General features: G+C 58.4%; 24 protein-coding genes and 1 pseudogene. 12 read left to right on the top strand and 13 right to left on the bottom strand.

Features of this window, described 5'->3' with window-relative positions; translation table 11 throughout:
* Positions 1–131: 131 nt before the first annotated feature.
* The 4 genes from tsaB (at position 132) to rnd (ending at position 4,535) form a co-directional block, all read left to right on the top strand.
* Positions 132–827 (top strand): tRNA (adenosine(37)-N6)-threonylcarbamoyltransferase complex dimerization subunit type 1 TsaB, encoded by a 696-nt coding sequence (gene tsaB, locus ABLV76_RS00895; protein ID WP_017900203.1) that lies wholly within the window; start codon positions 132–134, stop codon positions 825–827.
* 38 nt (positions 828–865) lie between these two features.
* Entirely contained in the window at positions 866–1,447 is a 582-nt protein-coding gene (locus ABLV76_RS00900; protein ID WP_032456304.1) for a Slp family lipoprotein, read from the top strand.
* A 205-nt stretch (positions 1,448–1,652) separates the two neighbouring features.
* Entirely contained in the window at positions 1,653–3,338 is a 1,686-nt protein-coding gene (fadD, locus tag ABLV76_RS00905; RefSeq protein WP_004203326.1) for a long-chain-fatty-acid--CoA ligase FadD, read from the top strand.
* 81 nt (positions 3,339–3,419) lie between these two features.
* On the top strand, positions 3,420–4,535 hold the full coding sequence (gene rnd / locus ABLV76_RS00910) for a ribonuclease D (RefSeq protein WP_075201731.1): 1,116 nt from the start codon (positions 3,420–3,422) through the stop codon (positions 4,533–4,535).
* A gap of 77 nt (positions 4,536–4,612) precedes the next feature.
* Here rnd and minE read toward each other — a convergent pair whose 3' ends face one another.
* From minE to minC, 3 genes are read right to left on the bottom strand one after another with little or no spacing between them, the layout of a single operon-like run.
* On the bottom strand, positions 4,613–4,882 hold the full coding sequence (gene minE, locus ABLV76_RS00915; protein WP_004103270.1) for a cell division topological specificity factor MinE: 270 nt from the start codon (positions 4,880–4,882) through the stop codon (positions 4,613–4,615).
* A 3-nt stretch (positions 4,883–4,885) separates the two neighbouring features.
* Positions 4,886–5,698, bottom strand: a complete 813-nt coding sequence (gene minD / locus ABLV76_RS00920; protein WP_002910900.1) for a septum site-determining protein MinD — start codon at positions 5,696–5,698, stop codon at positions 4,886–4,888.
* Positions 5,699–5,721: 23 nt separating this feature from the next.
* Entirely contained in the window at positions 5,722–6,420 is a 699-nt protein-coding gene (minC, locus tag ABLV76_RS00925) for a septum site-determining protein MinC (RefSeq protein ID WP_004203323.1), read from the bottom strand.
* 126 nt (positions 6,421–6,546) lie between these two features.
* On the opposite strand from minC, the gene ABLV76_RS00930 reads away from it, so the two are divergent.
* From ABLV76_RS00930 to ABLV76_RS00940, 3 genes are all read left to right on the top strand, one after another.
* A complete protein-coding gene (locus ABLV76_RS00930) occupies positions 6,547–6,828 on the top strand; it encodes a YcgL domain-containing protein (protein WP_004203320.1) in 282 nt (93 codons plus the stop codon).
* 16 nt (positions 6,829–6,844) lie between these two features.
* The gene (locus tag ABLV76_RS00935; RefSeq protein ID WP_023318603.1) at positions 6,845–7,504 is read left to right on the top strand and encodes a fumarylacetoacetate hydrolase family protein; all 660 of its coding nucleotides are present in this window, start codon (positions 6,845–6,847) and stop codon (positions 7,502–7,504) included.
* 94 nt (positions 7,505–7,598) lie between these two features.
* Positions 7,599–8,045, top strand: a complete 447-nt coding sequence (locus ABLV76_RS00940) for a YcgN family cysteine cluster protein (RefSeq protein ID WP_017900197.1) — start codon at positions 7,599–7,601, stop codon at positions 8,043–8,045.
* A 5-nt stretch (positions 8,046–8,050) separates the two neighbouring features.
* On the opposite strand, the gene ABLV76_RS00945 is transcribed toward ABLV76_RS00940, so the two are convergent.
* The 3 genes from ABLV76_RS00945 to nhaB all read right to left on the bottom strand — a co-directional run bounded on the left by ABLV76_RS00945 (position 8,051) and on the right by nhaB (position 10,753).
* On the bottom strand, positions 8,051–8,395 hold the full coding sequence (locus ABLV76_RS00945; protein WP_032456303.1) for a DUF1971 domain-containing protein: 345 nt from the start codon (positions 8,393–8,395) through the stop codon (positions 8,051–8,053).
* Between the two features lie 148 nt (positions 8,396–8,543).
* Complete coding sequence (gene dsbB, locus ABLV76_RS00950; protein ID WP_004203315.1) at positions 8,544–9,074, bottom strand: disulfide bond formation protein DsbB; 531 nt, start codon at positions 9,072–9,074, stop codon at positions 8,544–8,546.
* Between the two features lie 128 nt (positions 9,075–9,202).
* The gene (gene nhaB, locus ABLV76_RS00955; protein WP_004203313.1) at positions 9,203–10,753 is read right to left on the bottom strand and encodes a sodium/proton antiporter NhaB; all 1,551 of its coding nucleotides are present in this window, start codon (positions 10,751–10,753) and stop codon (positions 9,203–9,205) included.
* 248 nt (positions 10,754–11,001) lie between these two features.
* On the opposite strand from nhaB, the gene fadR reads away from it, so the two are divergent.
* Positions 11,002–11,721 carry a fatty acid metabolism transcriptional regulator FadR gene (gene fadR / locus ABLV76_RS00960; protein WP_004203311.1) on the top strand — a complete coding sequence of 240 codons (720 nt, stop codon included), beginning with the start codon at positions 11,002–11,004 and terminating at the stop codon, positions 11,719–11,721.
* Positions 11,722–11,793: 72 nt separating this feature from the next.
* On the opposite strand, the gene ABLV76_RS00965 is transcribed toward fadR, so the two are convergent.
* On the bottom strand, positions 11,794–13,326 hold the full coding sequence (locus ABLV76_RS00965; RefSeq protein ID WP_004203310.1) for a SpoVR family protein: 1,533 nt from the start codon (positions 13,324–13,326) through the stop codon (positions 11,794–11,796).
* Between the two features lie 76 nt (positions 13,327–13,402).
* On the opposite strand from ABLV76_RS00965, the pseudogene ABLV76_RS00970 reads away from it, so the two are divergent.
* From ABLV76_RS00970 to dadX, 3 genes and pseudogenes are all read left to right on the top strand, one after another.
* Positions 13,403–13,549, top strand: a pseudogene (locus ABLV76_RS00970) (hypothetical protein).
* Between the two features lie 98 nt (positions 13,550–13,647).
* Positions 13,648–14,946, top strand: a complete 1,299-nt coding sequence (locus ABLV76_RS00975; protein WP_023318600.1) for a D-amino acid dehydrogenase — start codon at positions 13,648–13,650, stop codon at positions 14,944–14,946.
* Between the two features lie 9 nt (positions 14,947–14,955).
* On the top strand, positions 14,956–16,026 hold the full coding sequence (gene dadX, locus ABLV76_RS00980) for a catabolic alanine racemase DadX (RefSeq protein WP_004203306.1): 1,071 nt from the start codon (positions 14,956–14,958) through the stop codon (positions 16,024–16,026).
* 16 nt (positions 16,027–16,042) lie between these two features.
* Here dadX and ABLV76_RS00985 read toward each other — a convergent pair whose 3' ends face one another.
* Complete coding sequence (locus ABLV76_RS00985; protein WP_004203303.1) at positions 16,043–17,776, bottom strand: potassium/proton antiporter; 1,734 nt, start codon at positions 17,774–17,776, stop codon at positions 16,043–16,045.
* Positions 17,777–17,868: 92 nt separating this feature from the next.
* Complete coding sequence (ldcA, locus tag ABLV76_RS00990) at positions 17,869–18,783, bottom strand: muramoyltetrapeptide carboxypeptidase (RefSeq protein ID WP_017900195.1); 915 nt, start codon at positions 18,781–18,783, stop codon at positions 17,869–17,871.
* A 175-nt stretch (positions 18,784–18,958) separates the two neighbouring features.
* Between ldcA and emtA the strand changes: the two genes are divergently transcribed.
* Complete coding sequence (emtA, locus tag ABLV76_RS00995) at positions 18,959–19,570, top strand: membrane-bound lytic murein transglycosylase EmtA (RefSeq protein ID WP_004203299.1); 612 nt, start codon at positions 18,959–18,961, stop codon at positions 19,568–19,570.
* Positions 19,571–19,602: 32 nt separating this feature from the next.
* Here emtA and ABLV76_RS01000 read toward each other — a convergent pair whose 3' ends face one another.
* The 4 genes from ABLV76_RS01000 to ABLV76_RS01015 form a co-directional block, all read right to left on the bottom strand.
* Positions 19,603–20,412, bottom strand: coding sequence for a TIGR04222 domain-containing membrane protein (locus tag ABLV76_RS01000; protein ID WP_227524528.1), 810 nt, complete (start codon positions 20,410–20,412; stop codon positions 19,603–19,605).
* 27 nt (positions 20,413–20,439) lie between these two features.
* Positions 20,440–20,982: a hypothetical protein gene (locus ABLV76_RS01005; RefSeq protein WP_225983755.1), complete on the bottom strand. Its 543-nt coding sequence runs from the start codon at positions 20,980–20,982 to the stop codon at positions 20,440–20,442.
* Between the two features lie 489 nt (positions 20,983–21,471).
* The gene (locus tag ABLV76_RS01010; RefSeq protein ID WP_080841587.1) at positions 21,472–23,592 is read right to left on the bottom strand and encodes a TonB-dependent siderophore receptor; all 2,121 of its coding nucleotides are present in this window, start codon (positions 23,590–23,592) and stop codon (positions 21,472–21,474) included.
* A gap of 251 nt (positions 23,593–23,843) precedes the next feature.
* Positions 23,844–25,586 carry an alpha,alpha-trehalase gene (locus ABLV76_RS01015; RefSeq protein WP_348878133.1) on the bottom strand — a complete coding sequence of 581 codons (1,743 nt, stop codon included), beginning with the start codon at positions 25,584–25,586 and terminating at the stop codon, positions 23,844–23,846.
* Positions 25,587–26,001 lie beyond the last annotated feature (415 nt).

Raw genomic sequence — 26,001 nt, forward strand, 5'->3', positions numbered from 1 at the left:
TGTTAAGCTGCGCGCCATTTTGTTAATTAGCGGTTCCCACTAGACTTCGGGCGGTGTGGCGACGGGTTGTCCGTCTGCCGGAAAACAGGCTGCCTGAAGGCCTGAACTATGTAACGAGAGCGTGACCACCCATGCGAATTTTGGCTATCGATACCGCCACAGAAGCCTGCTCCGCAGCGCTGTGGAATGATGGCACCCTTAGTGCTCATTTCGAAATTTGTCCCCGCGAACATACCCAACGTATCCTGCCGCTGGTGCAGGAGGTCCTCGCCGAGAGCGGCACCACCCTGACCGAGCTGGACGCGCTAGCCTTTGGCCGCGGTCCTGGCAGCTTTACCGGCGTACGCATTGGCATCGGTATCGCTCAGGGGCTGGCGCTGGGCGCGGAGCTGCCGATGATCGGTGTTTCCACGCTGGCCACCATGGCGCAGGGCGCGTGGCGCAAAACCGGCGCCACCCGCGTGCTGGCGGCGATTGACGCCCGGATGGGGGAAGTCTACTGGGCCGAGTATCAGCGCGACGAGCAGGGCGTCTGGCACGGCGAAGAGACGGAAGCGGTGCTCAAACCGGACGCGGTGGCCGAACGGCTGGCGCAGCTTTCCGGCGAATGGGCCACCGTCGGCACCGGTTGGCAGGCGTGGCCGGATCTGGCGAAAGAGAGCGGACTGACCTTAAGCAGCGGCGAAATTGAACTGCCGGCGGCAGAGGATATGCTGCCGTTAGCCTGTTATCTGCTGGCGGCAGGGAAAACCGTGGCCGTGGAGAAAGCGGAGCCGGTTTATTTGCGTAACGAGGTGGCGTGGAAGAAACTTCCGGGCCGCGAGTGAATCTCAGTAATAAGAAGACTGAGAAAAGGAGTCGCATCATGGCGGGTCAAAAACAGGGCGTTCGCTGGCTGCTGGCCGCGGCGGTTGCCGTTGCGCTGAGCGGCTGCGTATCGGTGCCGGATGCCATCAAAGGCACCAGCCCCACGCCGCAGCAGGATTTAGTGCGGGTGATGAATGCCCCGCAGCTGTACGTCGGTCAGGAAGCGCGCTTTGGCGGCAAGGTGGTCAACGTGCAGAACCAGCAGGGGAAAACCCGCTTAGAAATCGCTACCGTGCCGCTGGACAGCGGTGCGCGACCGGAACTTGGCGAACCCTCGCGCGGGCGGATCTATGCCGATGTTAATGGCTTCCTCGATCCGGTGGACTTCCGCGGTCAGCTGGTGACCGTGGTCGGGCCGATTGCCGGAGTGGTCGAAGGCAAAGTAGGCAGCACGCCCTACAAATTTATGCTGATGAACGCCACCGGCTACAAACGCTGGAACGTGGTGCAGCAGGTGGTGATGCCCCCGCAGCCGATCGACCCGTGGATGCTGGGTCCGCGCCCCTGGGGTTACGGCTATGGCGGATGGGGGTGGTACAACCCCGGCCCAGCTGAGGTCAGAAACGTTGTAACCGAATGATTTTGTTGTTTTTGTTAGTTCAAAGAAACAGCGGCCGGTCCGCTGTTTCTTTGTTTTCAGTCGAATAAGAAAAAAAATAGTGACGCGCTTCGCAACCTGCTCATTGCCTAATTAATAAACTGGTACGCTGAGTTAATATAATGTTAACAAAATGTATTTTCCAGGGGCTGTGATGACGACGAATAACTATTTCAGAGGTGATGCAGTGAAAAAGGTTTGGCTAAACCGTTATCCCGCAGATGTTCCGGCGGAGATAAATCCTGACCGCTATCAATCCCTGGTTGAACTGTTTGAACATGCCACCACCCGCTACGCCGACCAACCGGCGTTTATCAATATGGGTGAAGTGATGACCTATCGTAAGCTGGAAGAGCGCAGTCGCGCCTTCGCCGCTTACCTTCAGGAGGGCTTAGGACTACAGAAGGGCGACCGGGTGGCCCTGATGATGCCTAACCTGCTGCAGTATCCGGTGGCCCTGTTTGGCATCCTGCGCGCCGGGATGATCGTGGTTAACGTCAACCCCTTATATACCCCGCGTGAACTGGAGCATCAGCTCAACGACAGCGGCGCGGCGGCGATCGTCATCGTCTCCAACTTTGCCCATACCCTGGAAAAAGTGGTGGCGAAGACCCAGGTGAAACACGTGATCCTGACGCGCATGGGCGACCAGCTCTCCACCGCCAAAGGCACGCTGGTGAACTTTGTGGTTAAGTACATCAAGCGGCTGGTGCCGAAGTACCATCTACCGGATGCCATCTCGTTTCGCAGCGCGCTGCAGCACGGCTATCGCATGCAGTACGTGAAGCCGGAGATCGTTGCGGAAGATCTGGCGTTTCTACAGTACACCGGGGGCACCACCGGGGTGGCTAAAGGGGCGATGCTGACCCACCGCAACATGCTGGCCAACCTTGAGCAGGTCAATGCCACCTACGGCCCGCTGCTGCATCGCGGCAAAGAGTTTGTGGTCACCGCGCTGCCGCTGTATCACATTTTCGCCCTCACCATGAACTGCCTGCTGTTTATCGAGCTGGGCGGGCAGAATCTGCTGATCACCAACCCGCGCGATATCCCCGGGCTGGTGAAGGAGCTGGCGAAATATCCGTTTACCGCCATGACCGGGGTCAACACCCTGTTCAACGCCTTGCTGAACAACAAAGAGTTCCAGCAGCTTGATTTCTCCTCGCTGCACCTCTCCGCCGGCGGCGGCATGCCGGTGCAGCAGGCGGTGGCTGAGCGCTGGGTGAAACTGACCGGACAATATCTGCTGGAGGGCTACGGCCTGACCGAGTGTTCGCCGCTGGTCAGCGTCAACCCGCACGACATCGACTACCACAGCGGCAGCATTGGCCTGCCGGTGCCCTCCACTGAAGCCAAACTGGTGGACGACGACGATAACGAAGTGGCGGCGGGTCAGCCGGGCGAGCTCTGTATCAAGGGGCCGCAGGTGATGCTGGGCTACTGGCAGCGTCCTGACGCGACGGATGAAATTATTAAAGACGGCTGGTTGCACACCGGGGACATCGCGGTGATGGATGAAGAGGGATTCCTGCGCATCGTTGACCGGAAAAAAGATATGATCCTGGTGTCGGGTTTTAACGTCTATCCGAATGAAATCGAAGATGTGGTCATGCAGCACAGCGGCGTGCTTGAGGTGGCGGCCATCGGCGTGCCGTCCGGCAGCAGCGGCGAAGCGGTGAAGATCTTCGTGGTGAAGAAAGATGCCGCGTTAACCGAAGAAGCGCTGATTACGTTCTGCCGTCGCCATTTGACCGGTTACAAGGTACCGAAGCTGGTGGAATTCCGTGACGAACTGCCGAAATCCAACGTCGGGAAAATTTTGCGGCGAGAACTGCGTGACGAAGCGCGCGCTAAAGTGGACAATAAAGGCTAAGTAACGAATGAGTCGCCAGACGCCGGCTACGCCGGCGTTTTTTATGGGCGCAAGTTAAGAGAGTATGCTTTGAACTATCAGATGATCACCACCGACGATGGCCTGCGCGCTGTCTGCGAAGCGGCAAGCGCCGCCTCCGCCGTCGCTCTGGATACGGAATTTGTCCGTACCCGTACCTATTACCCGCAGCTGGGCCTGCTGCAGCTGTTCGACGGCCGCCAGGTCTCTCTGATCGATCCCTTAACGATTACCGACTGGGCGCCGATGCGCGACCTGCTGCTCAACCCGGATGTGACCAAATACCTGCATGCCGGCAGCGAAGATTTAGAAGTCTTTCTCAACGCGTTCAACCTGATGCCGCAGCCGCTGATCGACACCCAGATCCTGGCAGCCTTCTGCGGTCGGCCGATGTCCTGGGGCTTCGCCTCGATGGTGGAAGAGTATTCCGGGGTTGCGCTGGACAAAAGCGAATCCCGCACCGACTGGCTGGCGCGTCCGCTAACCGATCGTCAGTGTGAATATGCCGCGGCCGACGTCTGGTACCTGTTGCCGATCGCCAGCCAATTAATGGCGGAGACCGATCGCGCGGGCTGGCTATCGGCGGCACTGGACGAATGCCGCCTGATGCAGCAGCGTCGCCAGGAGGTGGTCGACCCGGCCGAGGCCTGGCGCGATATCGGCAACGCCTGGCAGCTGCGTACCCGCCAGCTGGGCTGCCTGCAGCTGCTGGCGGAGTGGCGCCTGCGCAAAGCGCGTGAGCGCGACCTGGCGGTGAACTTTGTGGTGCGGGAAGAGCATCTGTGGAGCGTGGCGCGCTATATGCCCACCAGCCTCGGCGAGCTCGACAGCCTCGGGTTGTCCGGTAGCGAAATTCGCTTCCATGGCAAAACGCTGATTAGCCTGGTCGAGAAAGCACAGGCGCTGCCGGAGTCGGCCCTGCCGGCGCCGCTGCAGAATCTGATCGACATGCCGGGCTACCGCAAAGCCTTTAAAGATATTAAAGCGCTGGTGCAGGAAGTGAGCGCTGAGAAGGGCGTAAGCGCGGAGCTGCTGGCGTCGCGTCGGCAGATCAACCAGCTGTTGAACTGGCACTGGCAGCTGAAAACGCAGGCCGCTGAGCCTGAGCTGATTTCCGGTTGGCGTGGTGAGCTGATGGCCGAACGGCTGAAGAGGCTGTTAAGCGACTATCCGCGCTAGCGGACGGTCTGGTTCAGGCCATAAAAAAACCGGCGGCGCGTGGCGTAGCCGGTTTTTTTTCGGGATGGAACAGCAGGTCAGGGTTTCGACTCTTCCGTTTCGGGTAGGGTCACGTTCAGCTCAAGAATGGAAATATCACCGTCCCGCTGCTCCAGTTGCACGCTGACCATCTCCGGGTCGATCTGCACGTATTTACAGATCACTTCCAGGATATCTTTGCGCAACTGCGGCAGGTAATGCGGCTCCGCGTCCCCGCGGCGGCGCTCGGCGACGATGATTTGCAGGCGTTCTTTCGCAATATTAGCCGTGTTCTTTTTTCGCGAGAGAAAAAAGTCGAGTAAAGCCATAATTTATCCTCCGAACAGGCGTTTGAGGAATCCTTTCTTCTCTTCTTCAATGAAGCGGAAAGGGCGTTCTTCTCCGAGCAGACGTTCAACGGTATCGGCATAGGCTTTGCCTGCGTCCGACGCGGCATCGAGGATCACAGGCTCACCCTGGTTGGATGCGCGCAGGACTGACTGGTCTTCCGGGATCACGCCCACCAGGTTGATGCGCAGAATCTCCAGCACGTCTTCCATGCTCAGCATATCGCCTTTATTGACGCGGCCTGGATTGTAGCGGGTCAGTAGCAGGTGCTCTTTGATCGGCTCTTCGCCATTTTCCGCGCGGCGGGATTTGGAGGCGAGAATGCCAAGGATACGGTCGGAGTCGCGAACGGAGGAGACTTCCGGGTTGGTAGTGATAATGGCTTCGTCAGCGAAATAGAGCGCCATCAGCGCACCGGTTTCAATGCCTGCCGGGGAGTCACAGACGATGAAATCGAACTCCATCTTCTTCAGTTCTTCGAGAACTTTGTCGACGCCTTCGCGGGTCAGGGCGTCTTTATCCCGGGTCTGGGACGCCGGAAGAATGTAGAGGTTTTCCGTGCGCTTATCTTTGATCAGCGCCTGGTTCAATGTGGCATCGCCCTGGATGACGTTGACGAAATCATAAACGACGCGACGTTCGCAGCCCATAATCAGGTCGAGGTTACGCAGGCCGATGTCGAAGTCGATAACGACGGTTTTCTTTCCCTTCTGGGCCAAACCTGTAGCGATGGCCGCGCTGGAGGTGGTCTTGCCAACGCCCCCTTTACCCGAAGTCACAACAATAATGCGTGCCATAGAAATTCCTTGTTAAAAAGGGATTAATTTAACGGTTGAATTGTCAAAGCGCTTTCGCCTAAACGCAGGCGTGCCGCTTTGCCATAAAATTCGGCCGGGATGTTATCGCTCAGCCAATATTCCCCGGCGATGGAGACCAGCTCCGCCGCAAGGTGGGTACAAAATATCTGGGCGTCTCTGTCGCCACCGGCGCCTGCCAATGCGCGTCCTCGCATCATGCCATATACATGGATATTGCCGTCAGCGATAAGTTCCGCACCGGCACTCACATGATTTGTAACAATAAGATCACAGTGTGGCGCATAAATGCGCTGACCGGAACGTACCGGCTGATCAATCAAACGCGTTTTTGTGATCTGACTAGCAACTGGCGGCGGCGGGGCGGGTTCGGACGGTGCCGGACGAGGGGCTTTTTCTTTCCCTTCGGTTAATAACGGGATCCCGGCGCGGTCGATTTCGGTTTTCAGGCGCGGGATTTTGCATCCGCTGACGCCCATAATGCGTAAACCGGTCGCGGCGATAGCCTCGTTGACGGCGCGCCATTCGACACTCTCCTCGACGCTGGCGATATTCACCACCACCGGAGCATGGCGTAAAAAGGCGGGAGCCTGGGCGATTTTGTCTTCTAACGCCTGACGAATAACCTCGGGATTTGCATCGTGCAAATGAACGACAGATAACGTGAAGCTACTGCCTTTAAGTTCGATTGGCGTATTTGACATCCTGGCCTTACTCAATTTGCTGTTTATCGACCGCCGAAGTGCGGTGATATTCCGAAGACTAAAAGGCATGTTATAGTCACTGATATATTGAGGCAAGTGACCACGGGTCTAATTCCGAGTAAAACTATGTTTTGTGTGATCTATCGAAGTACTAAACGTGAACAAACCTATTTATACGTCGAAAAAAAGGACGATTTCTCACGCGTTCCTGACGAGCTCATGCGCGGTTTCGGCACGCCGCAAATGGCGATGCTGCTGCCGCTGGATGGGCGCAAAAAACTGGTTAACGCCGACCTTGAAAAAGTGAAACAGGCGCTAAGCGAACAGGGCTATTACCTGCAACTTCCTCCGCCATCTGAAAATCTACTAAAGAAACACCTGGCGGAACAGGGGAAACAATCCGATTAACCCACGAGGGAAAATAATGTACCAACATCATAACTGGCAGGGAGCGCTCCTGGATTATCCGGTGAGCAAAGTGGTTTGCGTCGGCAGCAATTATGCAAAGCACATCAAGGAAATGGGCAGTGCGACGCCGGAAGAGCCGGTGCTGTTTATTAAACCTGAGAGCGCGCTGTGCGATCTCCGTCAGCCGTTGGTGCTTCCTGAGGGGCTGGGTTCGGTGCATCATGAAGTGGAGCTGGCGGTGCTGATCGGCGGTACGCTGCGTCAGGCGACGGAAGAGCATGTGCTGAAAGGGATTGCCGGCTATGGCGTCGCGCTGGATCTCACCCTGCGCGACCTGCAAGCTAAAATGAAAAAGGCCGGGCAGCCGTGGGAGAAGGCCAAAGGCTTCGATAACGCCTGTCCGATCTCCGGCTTTATTCCGGCGGCCGAGTTCCACGGCGACCCGCAGAATACGCCGTTAAGTCTGAAGATTAACGGCGAAGTGCGCCAGCAGGGCACTACCGCCGACATGATCCATAAGATTGTGCCGCTGATCGCCTACATGTCGCGCTTTTTTACCCTCAAAGCCGGCGACGTGATCCTCACCGGCACCCCCGAAGGGGTGGGACCGCTGCACAGCGGCGACGAGCTGGAGGTCGGTTTCAACGGCCTGTCGCTCACCACCCGCGTACTGTAAGCGCGGTTTGCCGCCTTTTGGGGCGGCAAAACTTGCATCGTCGTGCCAGACTGGTTATAAGGTGCACCCTTAACTGGCAACGACGGACATTCCGATGAGCGAACAACCTTTCTGGCAACAAAAAACCCTGGATGACATGACCGACGCGGAGTGGGAATCGCTGTGCGACGGCTGCGGCCAGTGCTGCCTGCATAAGCTGATGGATGAAGATACCGATGAGATCTACTTCACCAACGTCGCCTGCCGTCAGCTCAATATCAAAACCTGCCAGTGCCGTAACTACGAGCGTCGCTTCGAATATGAGCCGGACTGCATCAAGCTCACTCGTGAAAATCTGCCGACCTTCGAATGGCTGCCGCCGACCTGCGCCTATCGCCTGCTGGCGGAAGGCAAACCTCTGCCGGCCTGGCACCCGCTGCTGACCGGCTCAAAAGCGGCGATGCACGGCGAACGCATCTCCGTCCGCCATATAGCGGTGCCCGAGTCCACCGTTGTCGACTGGCAGGACCATATCCTCAATCTGCCTGACAGGGCGCGGTAAGCCCGTCACGCTTTCTTCGCGTGAAACAGCCCGTTTTCACCGTCGGTTTCTTCCGCCACCCAGAAGTGAATATTGAAGCGGGCATCGTCGCTGAGTTCGACGCGGTGCCAGTACTGCGGCGGACTGATGGCAAACTGCCCGGCATGAATCACGACTTTTTTCTCCGGCTCCGTCGCCTGTTCATTGGCAAAACCGTAATAGGTGACCGAACCTTCCATGACGCACAACTGACCGAAGACACCGGCCGCGGTGTTGTGGTGGCTCAGCAGAGCGGCGGGGACGTTCTCTTTGGTAAAGAACGGGGTGGAGCGTTTAACTTTCCAGTCTGCGGGGATCAGTAAAGATGACATGTGAGCTCCTGTGGGGTTATAAAAGATGTATTTAATATGCACCTTTTGGTGTCTGTGGTCAACCACGGACAGGAAACGATTCAGTGATGAACGGCAGGCACAAAAAAACGCCCCGTAGGGCGTTTCAGTGTGCGGTACTCGCTGCGGCTTAGCGGCCAAACAGATCGCGCTTTTTGGCTTTAAAAGGCTGAGCAACGATCACCAGGATAGCGACCACCAGATAAGCCGCGAAAATTCCCACCAGCCATTGCGGCATCTCCAGCGACAGGAACTGCCACTGGCGTACCGAACAGTCGCCGGACGCGACAAACACCTGCGGCAACCATTTATCCAGCGGCAGCCAGCTCGGGAAACGGGCGGCGAAATCGCAGGTCTGGAACGGCGATGGGTGCAGCTGAATCATCGTATGTTCCCACGCCAGCTGTAGCCCACGTACCGCGCTGTACAGCCAAATCAGCATGGCGACATAGCGCAGCGGCGTTTTAGGGGCGATAGCGCCCACCAGCCCCGCGCCCATGATGCCAAACAGGGCGCAGCGTTCATAAATGCACATCACGCACGGCTGCAGCAGCATCACGTGCTGGAACCACAGCGCGACGAGTTCGAGAATGAACGCGGTCAAGGCCATCAGCAGCCAGGCGCCGCGTCCCCGCGAGCACTGGTTTAAATATTGCAACATAATCATTTCCCTGGAAGATGCTAAATCATGGCAGTGTAAACGAAAACCGTACCGACGCCAGCGGCCCGGCGGAAAATATTACGTAACTGGTTATTGAATCGCCCGGGCGAACCCGGGCGACGCGTGGATCACGGCAGGGTGGGGGTAACCAGCCAGCCGTGAGCCAGCAACCATTCGGTGACCGGCATCAGGGTGAACTCGACGCACAGCAGGCCGACCAGCGTCAGTACGAGGGTGTAGGGCAGGGCCATCCACACCATGCGGCCATAGGAGAGTCGGATAAGCGGCGCCAGCGCGGAAGTCAGCAGGAACAAGAATGCCGCCTGGCCGTTCGGGGTGGCCACTGACGGCAGGTTGGTGCCGGTGTTGATTGCCACCGCCAGCATCTCAAACTGCTTCAGGCTGATGGCGCCATGCTCGAGGGCGGTTTTCGCTTCGTTGATGTAGACCGTGCCGACAAAAACGTTATCCGAGATGGACGACAGCAGGCCGTTAAACAGATAAAACAGCGACAGCTGCGCGTGCGGAGAGGCCTGCAGAACAAACTCGATGACCGGCGTGAACAGCTGCTGGTCGATGATCACCGCCACTACGGCAAAGAACACCGTGAGCAGCGCGGTGAAGGGCAACGCCTCGGTGAACGCCTTGCCAATCGCGTGCTCATCGGTCACCCCGGTAAAGGTGGTGGCGAGGATGATCACCGACAGGCCAATCAGGCCGACCTCAGCCAGGTGAAAAGCGAGGGCGACGATCAACCAAACGCCAATGAGCGCCTGGGCAATCAGCCGTAGCCGCTCCTGACGACTGCGCTGGGCGCGGCTGCGATCGTCAAACTCCTGCAGCACCTTGCGCACCGTCGGCGGCAGCGGTTCGCCGTAGCCAAACAGGCGATACTTTTCCACCAGCAGACAGGTTAACAGACCGCAGACCATCACCGGCAGGGTGACGGGCGCCATGCGGAGAAAGAACTCGCCAAAATGCCAGCCCGCCGCTTTGGCGATAATCAGGTTTTGCGGTTCGCCGACCATGGTCATGACGCCGCCGAGCGCGGTCCCGACGCCGGCGTGCATCATCAGGCTGCGTAGAAAGCCGCGGAACTGCTCCAGCACCTCGCGGTAGTGTTGCTCGATATGGCTGTCGTCGAGCAGGTCGCTATCGTCCGGGCGCGCCGAGGCGACGCGGTGATAGATGCCGTAGAACCCGACGGCGACGCTTATCACCACCGCCACCACCGTCAGCGCATCGAGAAAGGCGGAGAGGAAGGCAGCGGCCAGGCAGAAGGCCAGCGACAGCAGCATCTTGCTGCGGATCCCTAACAGCAGGCGCGTAAAGACAAACAGCAGCAGCTGCTTCATAAAGTAGATGCCCGCCACCATAAACATCAGCAGAAGCAGCACTTCCAGGTTGCTGGCGATCTCTTCCCGCACGTGCGCTGGGCTGGTCATGCCGATCAGCAGCGCCTCGATAGCCAGCAGGCCACCCGGCAGCAGCGGATAGCACTTCAGCGCCATGGCGAGGGTAAAGATAAACTCAACCACCAGCAGCCAGCCGGCGACAAATGGCGCCACGGCGAACACCAGCGGATTGATAATTAAGAAAATGATTAATGCCAGCTTGTACCAGTCAGGCGACTGGCCAAGAAAATTGCGCCACAGCGCGCGGCCATAAGAAATTTCCACGACAGAATCCTTCCCCGTCAATTAGTGCATGATTTTGTGCGTAACTATTGGCAAGAGTACCAGTTGAGCAAAATGAGAAGCAACTTTCTTCGCAGCGCTGCGGCGGTTACGGGAGATAAGGAAAAGCGTAAAGTAAAAACGGAAAATGAAACGGCGATCCCTTTTTAATTCACTTGCGATGCTATCTGCGCTATAGCGGCTCTGGTATGATGAGTGCAATTGCAACAATGTGTAATGGAAATATTATTATGGTCATTAAGGCGCAGAGCCCTGCGGGTTTCGCGGAAGAGTATATCATTGAGAGCATCTGGAATAACCGCTTCCCACCTGGATCGATTCTCCCCGCTGAACGCGAGCTTTCTGAGCTGATCGGTGTCACCCGCACCACGCTGCGCGAAGTGTTGCAGCGTCTGGCGCGTGACGGCTGGTTGACCATTCAGCACGGCAAACCCACCAAAGTGAACAACTTCTGGGAGACCTCCGGGCTGAATATCCTTGAAACACTGGCGCGTCTCGATCACGACAGCGTCCCCCAGTTGATTGATAACCTGCTCTCCGTGCGCACCAATATTTCCACGATTTTTATTCGCACCGCGTTCCGTCAGCATCCGGATAAAGCGCTGGCGGTGCTGGACAGCGCCCGGGAAGTGGAAGATCACGCCGACGCCTTCGCCGATCTCGATTACAACATTTTCCGCGGTCTGGCTTTCGCCTCCGGCAACCCGATTTATGGCCTGATCCTCAACGGCATGAAGGGGCTATATACCCGCATCGGCCGCCACTACTTCTCCAGCCCGGAAGCGCGCAGCCTGGCGCTGGGCTTTTATCATCAGCTGGCGAAGGTGTGCGAAGGCGGCCTGCACGATCAGGTGTATGAGCTGGTTCGTCGCTACGGCCATGACAGCGGCGAGATCTGGCACCGGATGCAGAAATCGCTGCCCGGCGATTTAGCCATGAATGTGCGTTAAGCCGCTATTCGCGATCGATAAATAAAATAAGGGGGCCGATGGCCCCCTTCGTCGTTTTAACGTCCCGCAATGCTATAGCGCGTTTGGCCGCGCCGGGCAGCGGTCCAGCAGCTCAATGCTGCCGTCGGCATTCTGCTGCTCCAGCAGCACATCGAACCCCCACAGACGATGCACATGTTTCAGCACTTCGCGCCGCCCTTTGTCCAGCGGGACGCGGTTGTGCGGCACATAGCGCAACGTCAGCGAGCGGTCGCCGCGCAGGTCAACGTTCCACACCTGGATATTCGGCTCGAGATTGCTGAGGTTATATTGCGCCGAGAGCTTGTTGCGGATTTCGCGATAGCCCTCTTCGTTGTGGATCGCCGAGATCTCGAGATAATTGTTGTGATCGTCGTCGAGCACGGTAAAGAAGCGGAAATCGCGCATGATCTTCGGCGACAGGAACTGGCTGATAAAGCTCTCATCCTTGAAGTCGCGCATGGCGAAATGCAGCGTTTCCAGCCAGTCGGAACCAGCGATATCCGGGAACCAGTACTTGTCCTCTTCGGTAGGCGACTGGCAGATGCGCTTGATGTCCTGGAACATGGCGAACCCCAGCGCGTAGGGGTTAATCCCGCTGTACCACGGACTGTTGTACGGCGGCTGGAAGACCACGTTCGTGTGGCTGTGGAGAAACTCCAGCATAAAGCGCTCGGTCACTTTCCCTTCATCATAGAGATGGTTGAGGATGGTATAGTGCCAGAAGGTGGCCCACCCCTCGTTCATCACCTGGGTCTGTTTCTGCGGGTAGAAATACTGGCTGACTTTGCGCACGATGCGCAGGATCTCGCGCTGCCACGATTCCAGCAGCGGGGCGTTCTTCTCCATAAAGTACAGCAGGTTCTCCTGCGGTTCGGAAGGGTAGCGGCGGGCGGACTCAATCGCCTTCTCCTCTTCGCGCTTCGGCAGGGTACGCCACAGCATATTCACCTGGCTCTGCAGATACTCTTCCCGGCTTTTCTGCCGCGCCTTCTCCTCCTGCAGCGAGATTTTTTGCGGACGTTTATAGCGGTCGACGCCGTAGTTCATCAGCGCGTGGCAGGAGTCGAGCAGTTTCTCCACTTCGTCGACGCCATAGCGCTCTTCGCACTCGGTAATGTATTTGCGGGCGAAAATCAGGTAGTCGATGATTGAGCTGGCGTCGGTCCAGCTGCGAAACAGGTAATTGTTTTTGAAGAACGAGTTATGCCCGTAGCAGGCGTGCGCCATCACCAGCGCCTGCATGGTGATGGTATTTTCTTCCATCAGATAAGCGATGCAGGGATTGGAATTGATGACGATCTCATACGCCAGGCCCTGCTGGCCGTGCTTATAGGCCTGCTCGGTCTCAATGAATTTTTTGCCGAACGACCAGTGCGGATAGTTGATGGGCATGCCGACGCTGGAGTAGGCGTCCATCATCTGTTCGGAAGTAATGACTTCGATCTGGTGCGGGTAGGTGTCAAGACGATAGAGCTTAGCGACCCGGTCCACTTCGGCCAGGTAGGTCTCCAGTAACTCGAACGTCCAGTCGGGTCCATCGCTTAAACGGGTGGTGTCCCTGTTCATGGAGTCAATCGTAGCCATTAGCGCGCCCTCGTTGTTGTTGGTTTTCTCTGAACGGAAAACCTCTAAACAAGCATAGAACACCGCACAGCAAACTGTGTTGTCAGCCAATCGCTTTTCTTCGCGATTTCCCCATCTCAAAGCCGTTTTTTGTGCTCATTTGCAGAATTAAATGCTGGGTAAAAATAAAGCGCAGCATGAGATCGTAAATCTTACAGCTCAGGACTGGTGCGGTTTGCTGTGAGTTAAGTCACCATAAATAAAGCGTATGTTGAATAATATTTTCAACTGAGTTATCAATTTGTAATTAGATGATTGTTCTTTAACTGTTACGGAGTTGCTATGCGTGTCGTCATACTGGGAAGTGGGGTGGTTGGGGTAGCCAGCGCGTGGTATTTGAGTCAGGCGGGTCATGAGGTGACAGTCATCGACCGTCAGCCCGGTCCGGCAGAGGAGACCAGCGCGGCCAACGCCGGGCAGATATCTCCCGGCTATGCGGCGCCCTGGGCGGCGCCGGGAGTGCCGCTGAAGGCGATCAAATGGATGTTCCAGCGCCATGCGCCGCTGGCGATCGGCCTTGACGGCACGTCGTTCCAGCTGAAGTGGATGTGGCAGATGCTGCGCAACTGCGACACCCGCCATTATATGGAGAACAAAGGCCGGATGGTGCGCCTGGCGGAGTACAGCCGCGACTGCCTGAAGGCGCTGCGCGACACCACCGGCATTCAGTATGAAGGGCGTCAGGGCGGGACGCTGCAGCTGTTCCGTACCGCCAAACAGTATGAAAACGCCACCCGCGACATCGCGGTGCTGGAGGACGCCGGCGTGCCCTATCAGTTGCTGGAGGCGAAGCGGCTGGCGGAAGTGGAGCCCGCGCTGGCGGAGGTTAGCCACAAACTGACCGGCGGTCTGCGTCTGCCAAACGATGAAACCGGCGACTGCCAGCTGTTTACCACCCGTCTGGCGGCGATGGCGGAACAGGCCGGGGTCACCTTCCGCTTTAACACCGCGGTGGACGCCCTGCTGCAGGAGGGCGATCGCATTGCCGGGGTGAAATGCGGCGATGAGATTATCAAGGGCGACGCCTATGTCATGGCCTTTGGCTCTTACTCGACGGCGATGCTCAAGGGGCTGGTGGATATTCCTGTCTACCCGCTGAAAGGCTATTCGTTAACCATCCCGATTGCCCAGGAAGACGGCGCGCCGGTTTCCACTATCCTTGATGAGACCTATAAAATCGCCATCACCCGTTTCGATCAGCGCATTCGCGTCGGCGGTATGGCCGAGATCGTCGGTTTTAATAAAGCGCTGCTGCAGCCGCGTCGCGAAACCCTGGAGATGGTGGTGCGCGATCTGTTCCCGCGCGGCGGCCACGTTGAGCAGGCCACCTTCTGGACCGGCCTGCGGCCGATGACGCCGGACGGCACGCCGGTGGTCGGGCGCACGGCGTTTAAAAACCTGTGGCTCAACACCGGCCACGGCACGCTTGGCTGGACCATGGCCTGCGGCTCCGGGCAGCTTATCAGCGATCTGATCTCCGGCCGCACGCCGGCGATCCCTTACGACGATCTGGCGGTCGCCCGCTACAGCCCCGGGTTTACCCCGGCGCGTCCGCAGCATCTGCATGGCGCACACAACTAAGGAGCTTGCATGACCCGTCCGGTAGTGGCCAGTATCGACCTGCTGGCCTTGCGGCAGAATTTACAGATAGTGCGTCGCGCGGCCCCCGGGTCGCGCCTGTGGGCGGTGGTCAAAGCAAATGCTTATGGCCATGGCGTGGCGCGGGTATGGAGTGCGTTGAGCGCGGCGGATGGTTTCGCCTTGCTCAACCTGGAAGAGGCGATCCTGCTGCGCGAGCAGGGCTGGAAAGGGCCGATCCTGTTGCTGGAGGGCTTCTTCCATGCCGATGAGCTGGCGGTGCTGGATCAATATCGCTTAACCACCAGCGTCCACAGCAACTGGCAGATTAAGGCGCTGCAGCAGGCGAAGCTGCGCGCGCCGCTGGATATCTATCTCAAGGTGAACAGCGGTATGAACCGGCTGGGCTTTATGCCGGAGCGGGTGCATACCGTCTGGCAGCAGCTGCGGGCGATAAGCAACGTCGGCGAGATGACGCTGATGTCGCACTTCGCGGAGGCGGAGAACCCGCAGGGGATTGTTGAGCCGATGCGCCGGATCGAACAGGCGGCGGAGGGGCTGGATTGCCCACGCTCGCTGGCCAACTCGGCGGCGACGCTCTGGCATCCGGAAGCGCATTTTGACTGGGTTCGTCCCGGCATCGTGCTGTATGGCGCATCGCCCTCCGGGCAGTGGCAGGATATCGCGAACACCGGCCTGAAGCCGGTGATGACCCTGCGCAGCGAAATCATCGCCGTGCAGAACCTGCGCCCCGGCGAAGCGATTGGCTATGGCGGCCTGTATCGCACCACCCAGGAGCAGCGGATCGGCATCGTCGCCTGCGGCTATGCCGACGGCTACCCACGGGTAGCGCCGAGCGGCACGCCGGTGCTGGTGGACGGCGTACGCACCACCACCGTCGGGCGCGTGTCGATGGATATGTTGGCGGTCGATTTAACGCCCTGTCCGCAGGCCGGGATCGGCGCGCCGGTCGAACTGTGGGGCAAAGAGATTAAAATCGACGACGTGGCGGCCAGCTGCGGCACCGTCGGCTATGAGCTGATGTGCGCCCTGGCGCCGCGGGTGCCGGTTGTGACCCTGTAACCTGTTCCGGGGCGGATCACTCCGCCTCGTCTTCCGCGACCCGTACCCCTACCTTCAGCACGTGATCGTTCTCTTTTTCCGCGACTGTCCATACCATCCCGGCGAACTCCACCTGGTCGCCCACCACCGGCGCGGCGCCCAGCAGCTGCTGCACCACTTCCCCCAGCGACTGCTGATGTTCGCGGAACTCCTCTCCGCCGTCGAGGCCGTAGATTTGCGCCACATCGGCGAAGCGGGCCTCGGCATCAAGTATAAAGTCGCCGAAAAAACGCTGATCGAGCGCCACCGGCGGCGACTGGCTGAACATTTTGCCCAGCGCCGGCAGGTCGTGCTCGCGGCCAATGACGCACAGGATATCGCCTTCCCGCAGGCGGGTGCTGCCGGTGGGGTGCAGCAGGGCATTGTTGCGAAACAGGGCGGCAATCCGCGTCTCCGGCGGCATATGCAGGTCGCGCAGCGCCGCGCCGATGCACCATTTATCGGCGCCCAGCTGGTAGACAAACTGCTCCCACGGGTTTTCCGGGTGAATATCCAGCCCGACGCGGGAGATGGGCCAGCTGACGGGCGGCACCACCACTTTGGCTTTTTTCGCCGCCCACGATAGCGATGTGCCCTGGAGCAGAAGCGACACCAGCACCACGAAGAAGGCGACATTGAAGAACAGGCGGGCGTTGTCCAGGCCGGCCATCATCGGGAACACCGCGAGAATAATCGGCACCGCGCCGCGCAGGCCGACCCAGCTGATAAATACCCGTTCGCGGAGGTTGAACCCGCGGAACGGCAGCAGACCGGCAAATACCGACAGCGGACGGGCAATGAAAATCATCCACATCGACAGCAACAGCGCCGGGATAGCGATCGGCAGCAGGTCGGAGGGCGTCACCAGCAGGCCCAGCACCAGGAACATGGCGATTTGCGCCAGCCACGCCAGACCGTCGAAGTTCTGCAGGATACCGTGCCGGTTGCGGATAGGCCGGTTGCCCAGCAGAAAGCCGCAGAGATAGACGGCGAGGATACCGCTGCCGTCGAGGGTAGTGGTGACGGCGAAAATCATGATCCCGCCGCTCAGCGCCAGCAGCGGATAGAGCCCGGCGGGCAGCACGATGCGGTTGATCATCTGCAGCAGCAGGTAGCCGCCGCCGAGGCCGATGGCGATCCCGAGACCGAACTGTTGAATGATATGCACGGCGAACATCCAGCTGAGGCCGGTCTGGTGCTGCTGGATCATTTCGATCAGGGTGATGGTCAGGAAGACCGCCATCGGGTCGTTACTGCCTGACTCAATCTCCAGCGTCGAGCCGACGCGCTCGTTGAGCCCCTTGCCGCCGAGCAGCGAGAAGACCGCCGCGGCGTCGGTGGAGCCGACAATGGCGCCGATCAGCAGGCCTTCGATCATATCCAGTTTGAACAGCCAGGCCGCCATCATCCCGGTCAGCGCCGAGGTGATCAGCACCCCGACCGTCGCCAGCGACAGTGCTGGCCACAGCGCGACGCGAAAGGAGCTGGCCTGGGTGCGCATCCCGCCGTCCAGCAGGATCACCGCCAGCGCCAGGTTACTCACCATGTAGGCGAAGGGGTAGTTGTCGAAGGGGATGCCGCCGATGCCGTCAATGCCTGCCAGCATCCCGATGGCCAGAAAGATGACCAGAATCGGGATGCCAAGGCGCGAAGAAAAGGAGCTCAATAAGATACTGCAGGTTACTAAAACAGAACCCAGAATAAACAGACTAATGACCGCAGCGGCGTCCAATGTTCACGTACTCCCTGACTGGCGTGAAAAAATGGCTAAAAGTGACACTATTTTAACAATTCGCAGGGAATCCGCCTATGCGTCTGGGAAATTTATTCTGCCAGCACCGGGTGGCCGCTGATTGTCAGGGTGGTGGCTGATGGCTGGTTGACCAGCCGCGCGCGCGCGCCCAGCGGCAGGGTCACCGTGCGCTGCTCGTGGCCAAACTCCAGTCCGCTTATCAGCGGTACAGAGAGCTGCTGGCGCAGATAATCAAACACCTGCGGCAGGTCATATCCCACGTCATAGTCGTTCGGCGCGCCGCCGGTGAAGCTGCCGAAGATCACCGCCTTCTGCGCCGCCAGTACGCCGCTGTGCAACAGCTGAAGCAGCATGCGTTCGACGCGGAACGGGTGCTCATTGATATCCTCCACCACCAGGATGCCGTCGCGGATCGCCGGCAGCCACGGGGTACCGATAAGCGAAGTCAGCATCGCCAGATTCCCGCCCCACAGGGTGCCTTCCACCCGGCAGTTCGGCCCTTCGCCCGGCCATTCGAGGGTGAATTCAGGCTGGCGCAGCGCCTGCCAGAAATGCTGTTCGGTAAACGGATCGAGGGTCTCCGCGCCGAAGTTCCCTGCGAGCATCGGCCCGCTGAAGGTGACGACGTTGCCCATGGCCAGCAGGCCCGACTGGATGACGGTGAAATCGCTGTGGCCGCAAATCAGCAACGGGTCACGCTGCTGGCGGGCAATCAGCCCCTGCCAGTCGATATGCGGCAGCAGGCGGCTGGCGCCGTAGCCGCCGCGCACCGCGAGAACGATCCGGTTGCGGCCCGGCAACTGGGCAAGCTGGTTAATATCGGCCAGCCGTTCATGTTCAGTTCCGGCGAAACGCTGCTGCCGACGGGGAATGACCTGCTGGTGGGCCACCTCGTGCCCGGCCTGCTGCAGACGCTCGACGCCGCGGGCCGCCGCCTGCTGGTTGATGCAATAACCGGATGGCGCGACCAGATAAAACTGAGACATGATAATTCCTTGCTATGAATGAAAGGGTTATGATGCCGCCTGGAATGGCGATTGTCATCTCCAGGTGGCTAACTTCAATCCGCACCCGTCATCCATCAGGCTGTCGGCGGGCGGGGGACGTACCGCTGCCGTCGTTCTGCAGCATGATGGCGTTTGGGTAGATAAGGATAGATGTGTGAAATTGAGATGGTTGCTTATTTTAGTCGTTTTTCTGGCCGGTTGTAGTTCGAAACATGATTACACCAATCCACCGTGGAACCCCGAGGTCCCGGTGAAGCGGGCGATGCAGTGGATGCCGATCAGTGAAAAAGCCGGCGCCGCCTGGGGCGTGGATCCGCAGCTGATCACGGCGATCATTGCCATCGAGTCGGGCGGTAATCCTGCGGTAGTGAGTAAATCCGGCGCCGTCGGGCTGATGCAGCTTAAGCCGTCGACCTCCGGACGCGATGTTTACCGGCGGATGGGCTGGCGCGGCGAGCCGTCGGTCAGTGAGCTGAAAAACCCGGAACGGAATATCTCGATGGGGGCCGCCTATCTGAGCATTCTGGAGAATGGTCCGCTGGCGGGGATCAAAGACCCGCAGGTGATGCGCTATGCGGTGGTGGTCTCCTATGCCAACGGCGCTGGCGCGCTGCTGCGCACCTTCTCGTCAAACCGGCAGGACGCCATCGAGGAGATTAACGACCTCGACGCCGATGAGTTCTTCGAGCATGTGGCGAAAAAACACCCGGCTCCGCAGGCGCCGCGCTATATCTGGAAGCTGCAGAAAGCGCTGGACGCCATGTAACCTTACCTTCGCCCCGCCGGCCTGGCGGGGTCCTAATCCTCTGTGCGCAGCGACGTGATAACGCTAATCGGCGCTATTAACGCTTTATATTCCCGGTAGCGCTCGGGAAGCGATTCCACGCCGTTTACCGCCACGCAGAGCATGGCCGTCGCGTCATCCTCCTGCGCGCCTTTATACGCTAACGTTTCTCGTAACGCATTGATGCAGGCATGGGCGTCATGATGCGAAATGCCGTTGATATCGAGACGAATGGTTTTGCTAATGGCCTCTATCCATAATCCGCCCCACAGAACGCAACCCGAGGGCATGAGCAGGCAACTGAAGATGCTGTAAGCGGTGAGGTCGAGCCAGATAAAGGTCTTACTGGCAACGATAACGCCGAGGGCGACCGAAGGGATGCTGATGGCCAGCATATTCCATCCGCGGCGCAGCGGACTTAAGGCTAAACCCGCACTTGCTATCTGTTCCTGCCAGAGGTTACGTCCGGCGATACTCAGGCAGCAGGGCAGATCTTCATGACACGGCTTTCGCACCGCAAAATGGTCAAATAGTATGCTTTCAATGACGTTCATTTCGTGGTTTGCATAGCGTCCGTTAGCCAAAACCTGCCCGGGCTCCGGGACCCACAGATGCTTATTACTGAGTAAGCTGAACATTGCCAGCTGAATCACCCGGGTCCCTTCTCCGGTCAGCCACGCCAGCAGCCAGGGGCTAACCTCCATCGCGTGCGGCTGGGGCTGAGCCGCTGGCCGCGACAGGATAATCATTATACCAATAGCAATATAAATACCCGGGACGATAAGTATAAAACCGCCGAGAAACAGCAGTGGATGCAGATGCATTATAAAATTCCACATACCATCCCCTCGTTAATCCAGCCTCTGCAGACAAAAGGGATACTTAATAAGGTTGATGATTTTTACATATTCAGCAAATCTTTCGGGAAGCAGGGCGGTTTTACCGATCGCCACGCAATAATCGGCGTTTTCATCGGTCAGGGTATCTGAGTCAGCAATAAGCGTCTCCTTCAGGGTATCAATATAGTGATGAAAGATATTAACGGCGATCCCTTCCCGGTCCAGCCGGGTGGCATTTAAGGTGATGCATAACAGCCACAGCCACCACAGGCCGGAAACCATCCCCATTGTCAGCCAGCTGAACACGCTGGAGTGAATTATCGCCTGATTATCAAAAAGCGTTTTCCAGGCGAGCGCGGCGATCAATAGCAGGGAGGGCGCGGCAATCAATATCATATTCCACGTTTGGTGCGTCGGGCTGAGCCGCAGCCCTTGGCAGTGAGGATCGGTGGCCCAGTGGTTCTTTTCGGCGACGTGCAGAGAAAGCGGCAGATCCTGGTCACTGGATTTTGGCGTAGCGAAATGGTCAAACAGTATTTTTTCCACACAGGTCATTTTGCATTCTGCGTACTGCTGATTGGCGCAGAGTTGAATATTGTCCGCAGAATGGATGAGAGTGACATAGTTTTTTCTTAACAGCCTGAACATGGCCAGCTGAATGACGCTGGTGGCGCTATTACGTAGCCAGGCTAAAAAAGAGGGTGAGATAGAATAGGGCGCCGGAACGGCTGTGGTATTTTCAGTAGGGCGGGTCTTCGCAATAATTATATTTACCAGAATATATATCACTGTGGTGGATAATATATGGTAACCCATAAATGATAACGGATGTAAATTGGTGAGATAGCTAATGACAGGGTTCACTTTTATTCCTTGTGAGCGTCCTAACCTGTTTTCGCCAGCATATTAAGTCCTCTCATCACAGGGGGGCAAGTGAAATAATGGCCTGGCATCTTTAAGTTAATATTAGCCATCAAAGCGTGACGTCACCTGTTAACGAAAGCCTCCGCCGTCACGGGCGGAGGCTTATCTTTACGCTGTCAGTTAAAAGTCGTAGCCCACGGTGGCCATGACGCTGCGCTCTGCTCCCCAGTAGCAGTTGCCGGTGCCGTAGCAGCCGGAAACGTATTCACGATTGCCGATATTGTTGGCGTTGACCTGCACATAAGCGCCTTTCAGCCCCGGCGACCAGACGCCGAGGTCGGCCCGCATCATGGCGTCCATCAGCGTGACCGACGGCAGCCGCGCGGTGTTGGCATCATCCGCCCACTGTTTACCAATGTAGCGGACGCCGGCGCCCAGCGAGATCCCCGCCGGAAACTGATAGCGCGCCCAGAAGGAGGCCATCTGATCCGGGGTCAGCTGCGGCGTGTTGTTGTCGGTACCGTCCTTAGTGTCCTGGAAGCGCAGACGATTCCAGGTATACGAGGCGAGGGTGCTCAGCTGCGGGGTGATCTGGTGGTGCGCTTCCAGCTCAACCCCCTGGGAATGGACCTTACCCGCCGGAATATAGGTGGCGGTGGCGATGTTGGGGTCGCGGGTGGCGACATCCTTTTGCATCAGATCGTAAATCGCGATGCTATAGAGGTCGCTGCTGCCCGGCGGCTGGAACTTCAGGCCGGCTTCGACCTGTTCGGCGGTGGTCGGTTTCAACGGTTTGCCGTCAGCGCCGGGCAGCATCGCCGGGGTAATCGCCTGGCTGTAGCTCAGGTAGGGCGAAAGACCGTTGTCCAGGGCGTACAACAGCGAGGCGCGGCCGCTGATATGGTCGTCTGAACGGCGGTTTGAGGTGCCCAGGGTATCGCTGACCTGCTGGGAAACGATACGGTCATAGCGGGCGGAAACATCCACATGCCAGCGGTCCCAGACCATCTCATCCTGCAGATACAGCCCGGTCTGGTAATAACGGCGATTATTATCATCGCTGTAGGTCACGGTATGCCCGGTCTGGGCGGTATAGCCGGTAAACGGGTTAAGGGGCGCCGCGCCGCCGGCGCCGGTCCACAGATCGTTGCGAAAGCGATGGTATTCAGCGCCGAGGATCAGGGTATGCGCCAGATCGCCAGTATTGAAATCGGCGCGCAGGCGGTTATCGGTTGACCAGCCGTCCAGCGAACCGCGCGAGCCGCTGTAGCCGCGAGCCAGCATGTCGCTGTCATCTATCCAGCCGACCTGGTAGACCTGATCGAGGGAGACGTTGGTGTGGGTGTAGCTTCCCGCGGAATAGACCGACCAGACATCGGTGAACTGGTGGTCAAACTCATAGCTGTAGATCTGCTGGCGGCGCTGATAGCCATCTCCCGGATCGCCCTCGTTGGTGCTGGTGGAGAGCTTACGGCCATTGTGCGCGTAGCGGGTGCCGTCCAGCGGCAAAGAGCCATGATAGCCACCGGAAGGATCTTTTTGCAGATAGGCGCGTAGCAGCAGCGAGGTATCGCTGTCCGGCTGCCACAGCAGGGAAGGTGAAATGGCGTAGCGCTCTTCGCGGGTATGGTCATACTGCGTGTCGCTGCTGCGGGTCATACCGATCAGCCGCCATGCCCACTGCTCATTGATGGCGTCGGTGTAATCGAAGGCCGCGCCTTTGGTATTTTGCGTCCCGCCAGTCAGGCGGACGTGGCCCTGCTGACTGAACTGCGGGCGCTTGGAGGTCAGGTTGACCACGCCGCCCGGCACGCTCTGCCCGTAGAGCGCGGAGGAGGGGCCGCGGATTACATCGACGCGTTCGATAAACCACGGGTCGATCTGCACCACGTTATGGCTGCCGCCGTCGCTCATCAGACGCATGCCGTCGAGGAACAGGTTATCGACGTCGCCGCCGTGGTAGCCGCGCAGGGAGATGGCGTCAAACCGGGTGGCGCCGCCGCCGAAGCTGGAGTAGACCCCCGGGGTATATTCCAGCGCCTGGCTGATGGTATTCGCCCCCTGATCCGCCATCTGCTGGCGGGTGACAACCGACACCGACTGGGCGGTGGTGATTAACGGCTGGTCGGTTTTTGTCGCCCCGAGCGAGGTGCTGGCGCTATAGCCCTCAGTCGGCGCGCTGGCGGATGCCGGCGGGCTGGCCGTTACCACCACCGTCTCTTCGGCCTGCGCGGTGAAGGGAAGTGCGATCGCGAGGGCGCACAGCAGCCCCGGGCGTTTGCGAGAAATAGCCACGTTCATAAGATCATCCTGAACCTGCGCGGTCTGGTACTCCTGTACGCCGCCGCGGGAAAAACGAATCTGTCATTATTCGTTAAAAAGTAATGCGAATTATTATTGTTTGTATTTATGCAATCAAGCGAAAAGGTGATCTGTTCAGCGCGAGGGGATGGAGAAGGGTTTCCCGCGAGCCGCAGAATGGGCCTGCGCGGGACGGTAGTGAGCAGGGAGACCGCTTCCCCCTACCGATTTTGGTAGGGGGCGGCAAAGCGTCAGGAGCCGGTCTTTTGCGGTTCCGCAGGGGCGGGGTCGTTAGCCGCGGGCGCCGCAACAGGTTTGTCCTGCGGTGAAGGCGTTGGCGCCGGACGGGTAGCAGGCAGCGCATCGCAGGGTTTCTCCTGCGGGCAGATCAGATCCAGCATCTTAAGGGTGACGCCGTTGGTCCAGCCAAAGCCGTCCTGCAGTGGATATTCCCCACCGCCGCCACCGGTGCCGGTTGAGCTTACGTCATACTTCTCCACCAGCTTTTGCTTGCTGTCATAGGTATGCTGCACGTTGGTCAGGAAGCGCCAGGTGACCTCCATGGCGATCTTCTGCTGACCATAGTTTTGCAGCCCCTCGACGGCCACCCACTGCAGCGGCGCCCAGCCGTTGGGGGCGTCCCACTGCTGGCCGCTGTTGACGGTGGTGGTGGTCAGCCCGCCGGGTTTGAGCAGCCGCGACTCGGCGGCGGCCGCCACTTTCGTCGCTCGCTCGCGCGACGCGGCATTGACGTACAGCGGGAACAGCGCCGCGGCGGTCAGCTGATTGCGCACCTTGTGGGTTTTCAGATCGTAATCGGCGTACCACCCCTCTTTTTCATTCCACAGGTATTTCTCGATAGCCTGCTGGCGGGCGTTGGCCAGCGCGTCGTACCGGGTAGCGCCGGCGCTGTCCCCCGCTGCTTTACTGGCGCGGGCGAGGGTTTTCTCCAGATGGAACATCAGGGCATTGAGATCGACCGGGATAATCGAGGTGGTGCGAATGGTGGCGAGCTGCTGCGGATTGTCCATCCAGCGGGAGCTGAAATCCCAGCCGGAAGCGGCGGCGGAGCGCAGGTCGCGATAGATCTCGGTGGCCGGACGATTCGGGTTGCTTTTGGCGGTTTTGACGTCGTCAAGCCAGGACTCGGGACGTGGGGTGTCGTTATCGTCCCAGTAGCGGTTGAGCAGCGCGCCATCCGCCATCCGCACTGCCCGTTTGTCGGCGCTGCCGGGTGCCAGCGCGTCCGCCCCGGCCATCCAGTAGCGATACTCTTTCTCCAGCTGCGGCTGGTAGGTTTTCAGCACCTGGTCGCCATCGTGCGTCGCCAGCAGGTTTACCATAAAGGAGAAGAAGGGGGGCTGCGAACGGCTGAGGTAATAGGTGCGGTTACCGTTGGGGATATGGCCCCAGGTGTCAATTTCCGCAGCGAAGTTGGCGACCATATCTTCGACTTTATCCCAGTGACCGCTTTCGGCAAGACCCAGCATGGTGAAATAGCTGTCCCAGTAATAGACTTCGCGAAAGCGTCCTCCGGGGACCACGTAGGGCTTAGGCAGCGGCAGCAGCGAATCCCACTTTTCCACCTCGACGGTGCTGCGGGTCAGGACCGGCCACAGGCCGTCGATATGCTGACGCAGGGTTTGCCCTTTGGGCGGCACATAGGCGTCGTTCTCTTTCGGCAGCGTGAAGTTCAGCTCAACGAAGTGGCGCAGGTCGAAGCTGGCCTGGTTTTTTTGCATCCGGTAATCGGCAAGGATCATCAGCGGATCGCTGTTCGGAATGGCGTCAGCGAACGTTTTCTGATCAGAAAACAGTTTCGCGCTTTGCACATCATTAAACAGCGGACCGAGCAGGATATCGGGTGATTGCGGGATTGGACGGGTTTCTTCAGCCTCAGCGGTCAGCGTCGCCAGGGCGATAAACGCACCCCCTAGCGCCAGACGAAGAGCATAAGGCAGGGTAGCGGGGCGACGGGAAAAGGGACTCGTCATGGATTGTTCTCCTTATCATTGCAGACTCATGTGCCACTGCATTTGGCCATCAGAAAACCATAGACGAATATCCGCCGCTGCGCGTGTCGAAGCTAACATTTTGCGCTAAAACAGAGAATTTACCGCTCACCGGTCGCTATCCAGGCGGCACAATTCTGCTCAGCCGAATATTATAATCTTAATTATATAAATGCTGGCTGGTGTTATTTTTGTTGTGAATGTTTCTGGGTAAATAATAAGCGCTATTCGATAGCGGCATCCGAAAAAAGAACGGATGTTTATCTGTAACAATAAGGTTCGTATTTATCGCATTTTAAAAATTGCGCAACGGATGAAGGCTGTGATCTGTCAGGCAAAAATACCGGGATTAATATGACTGAAGCCTGGCAGGATCACATAAATTAAAAAACATAAA

It is taken from the genome of Klebsiella sp. GB_Kp047 (assembly GCF_040065235.1).
Taxonomy (GTDB): Bacteria; Pseudomonadota; Gammaproteobacteria; order Enterobacterales; family Enterobacteriaceae; genus Klebsiella; species Klebsiella quasipneumoniae.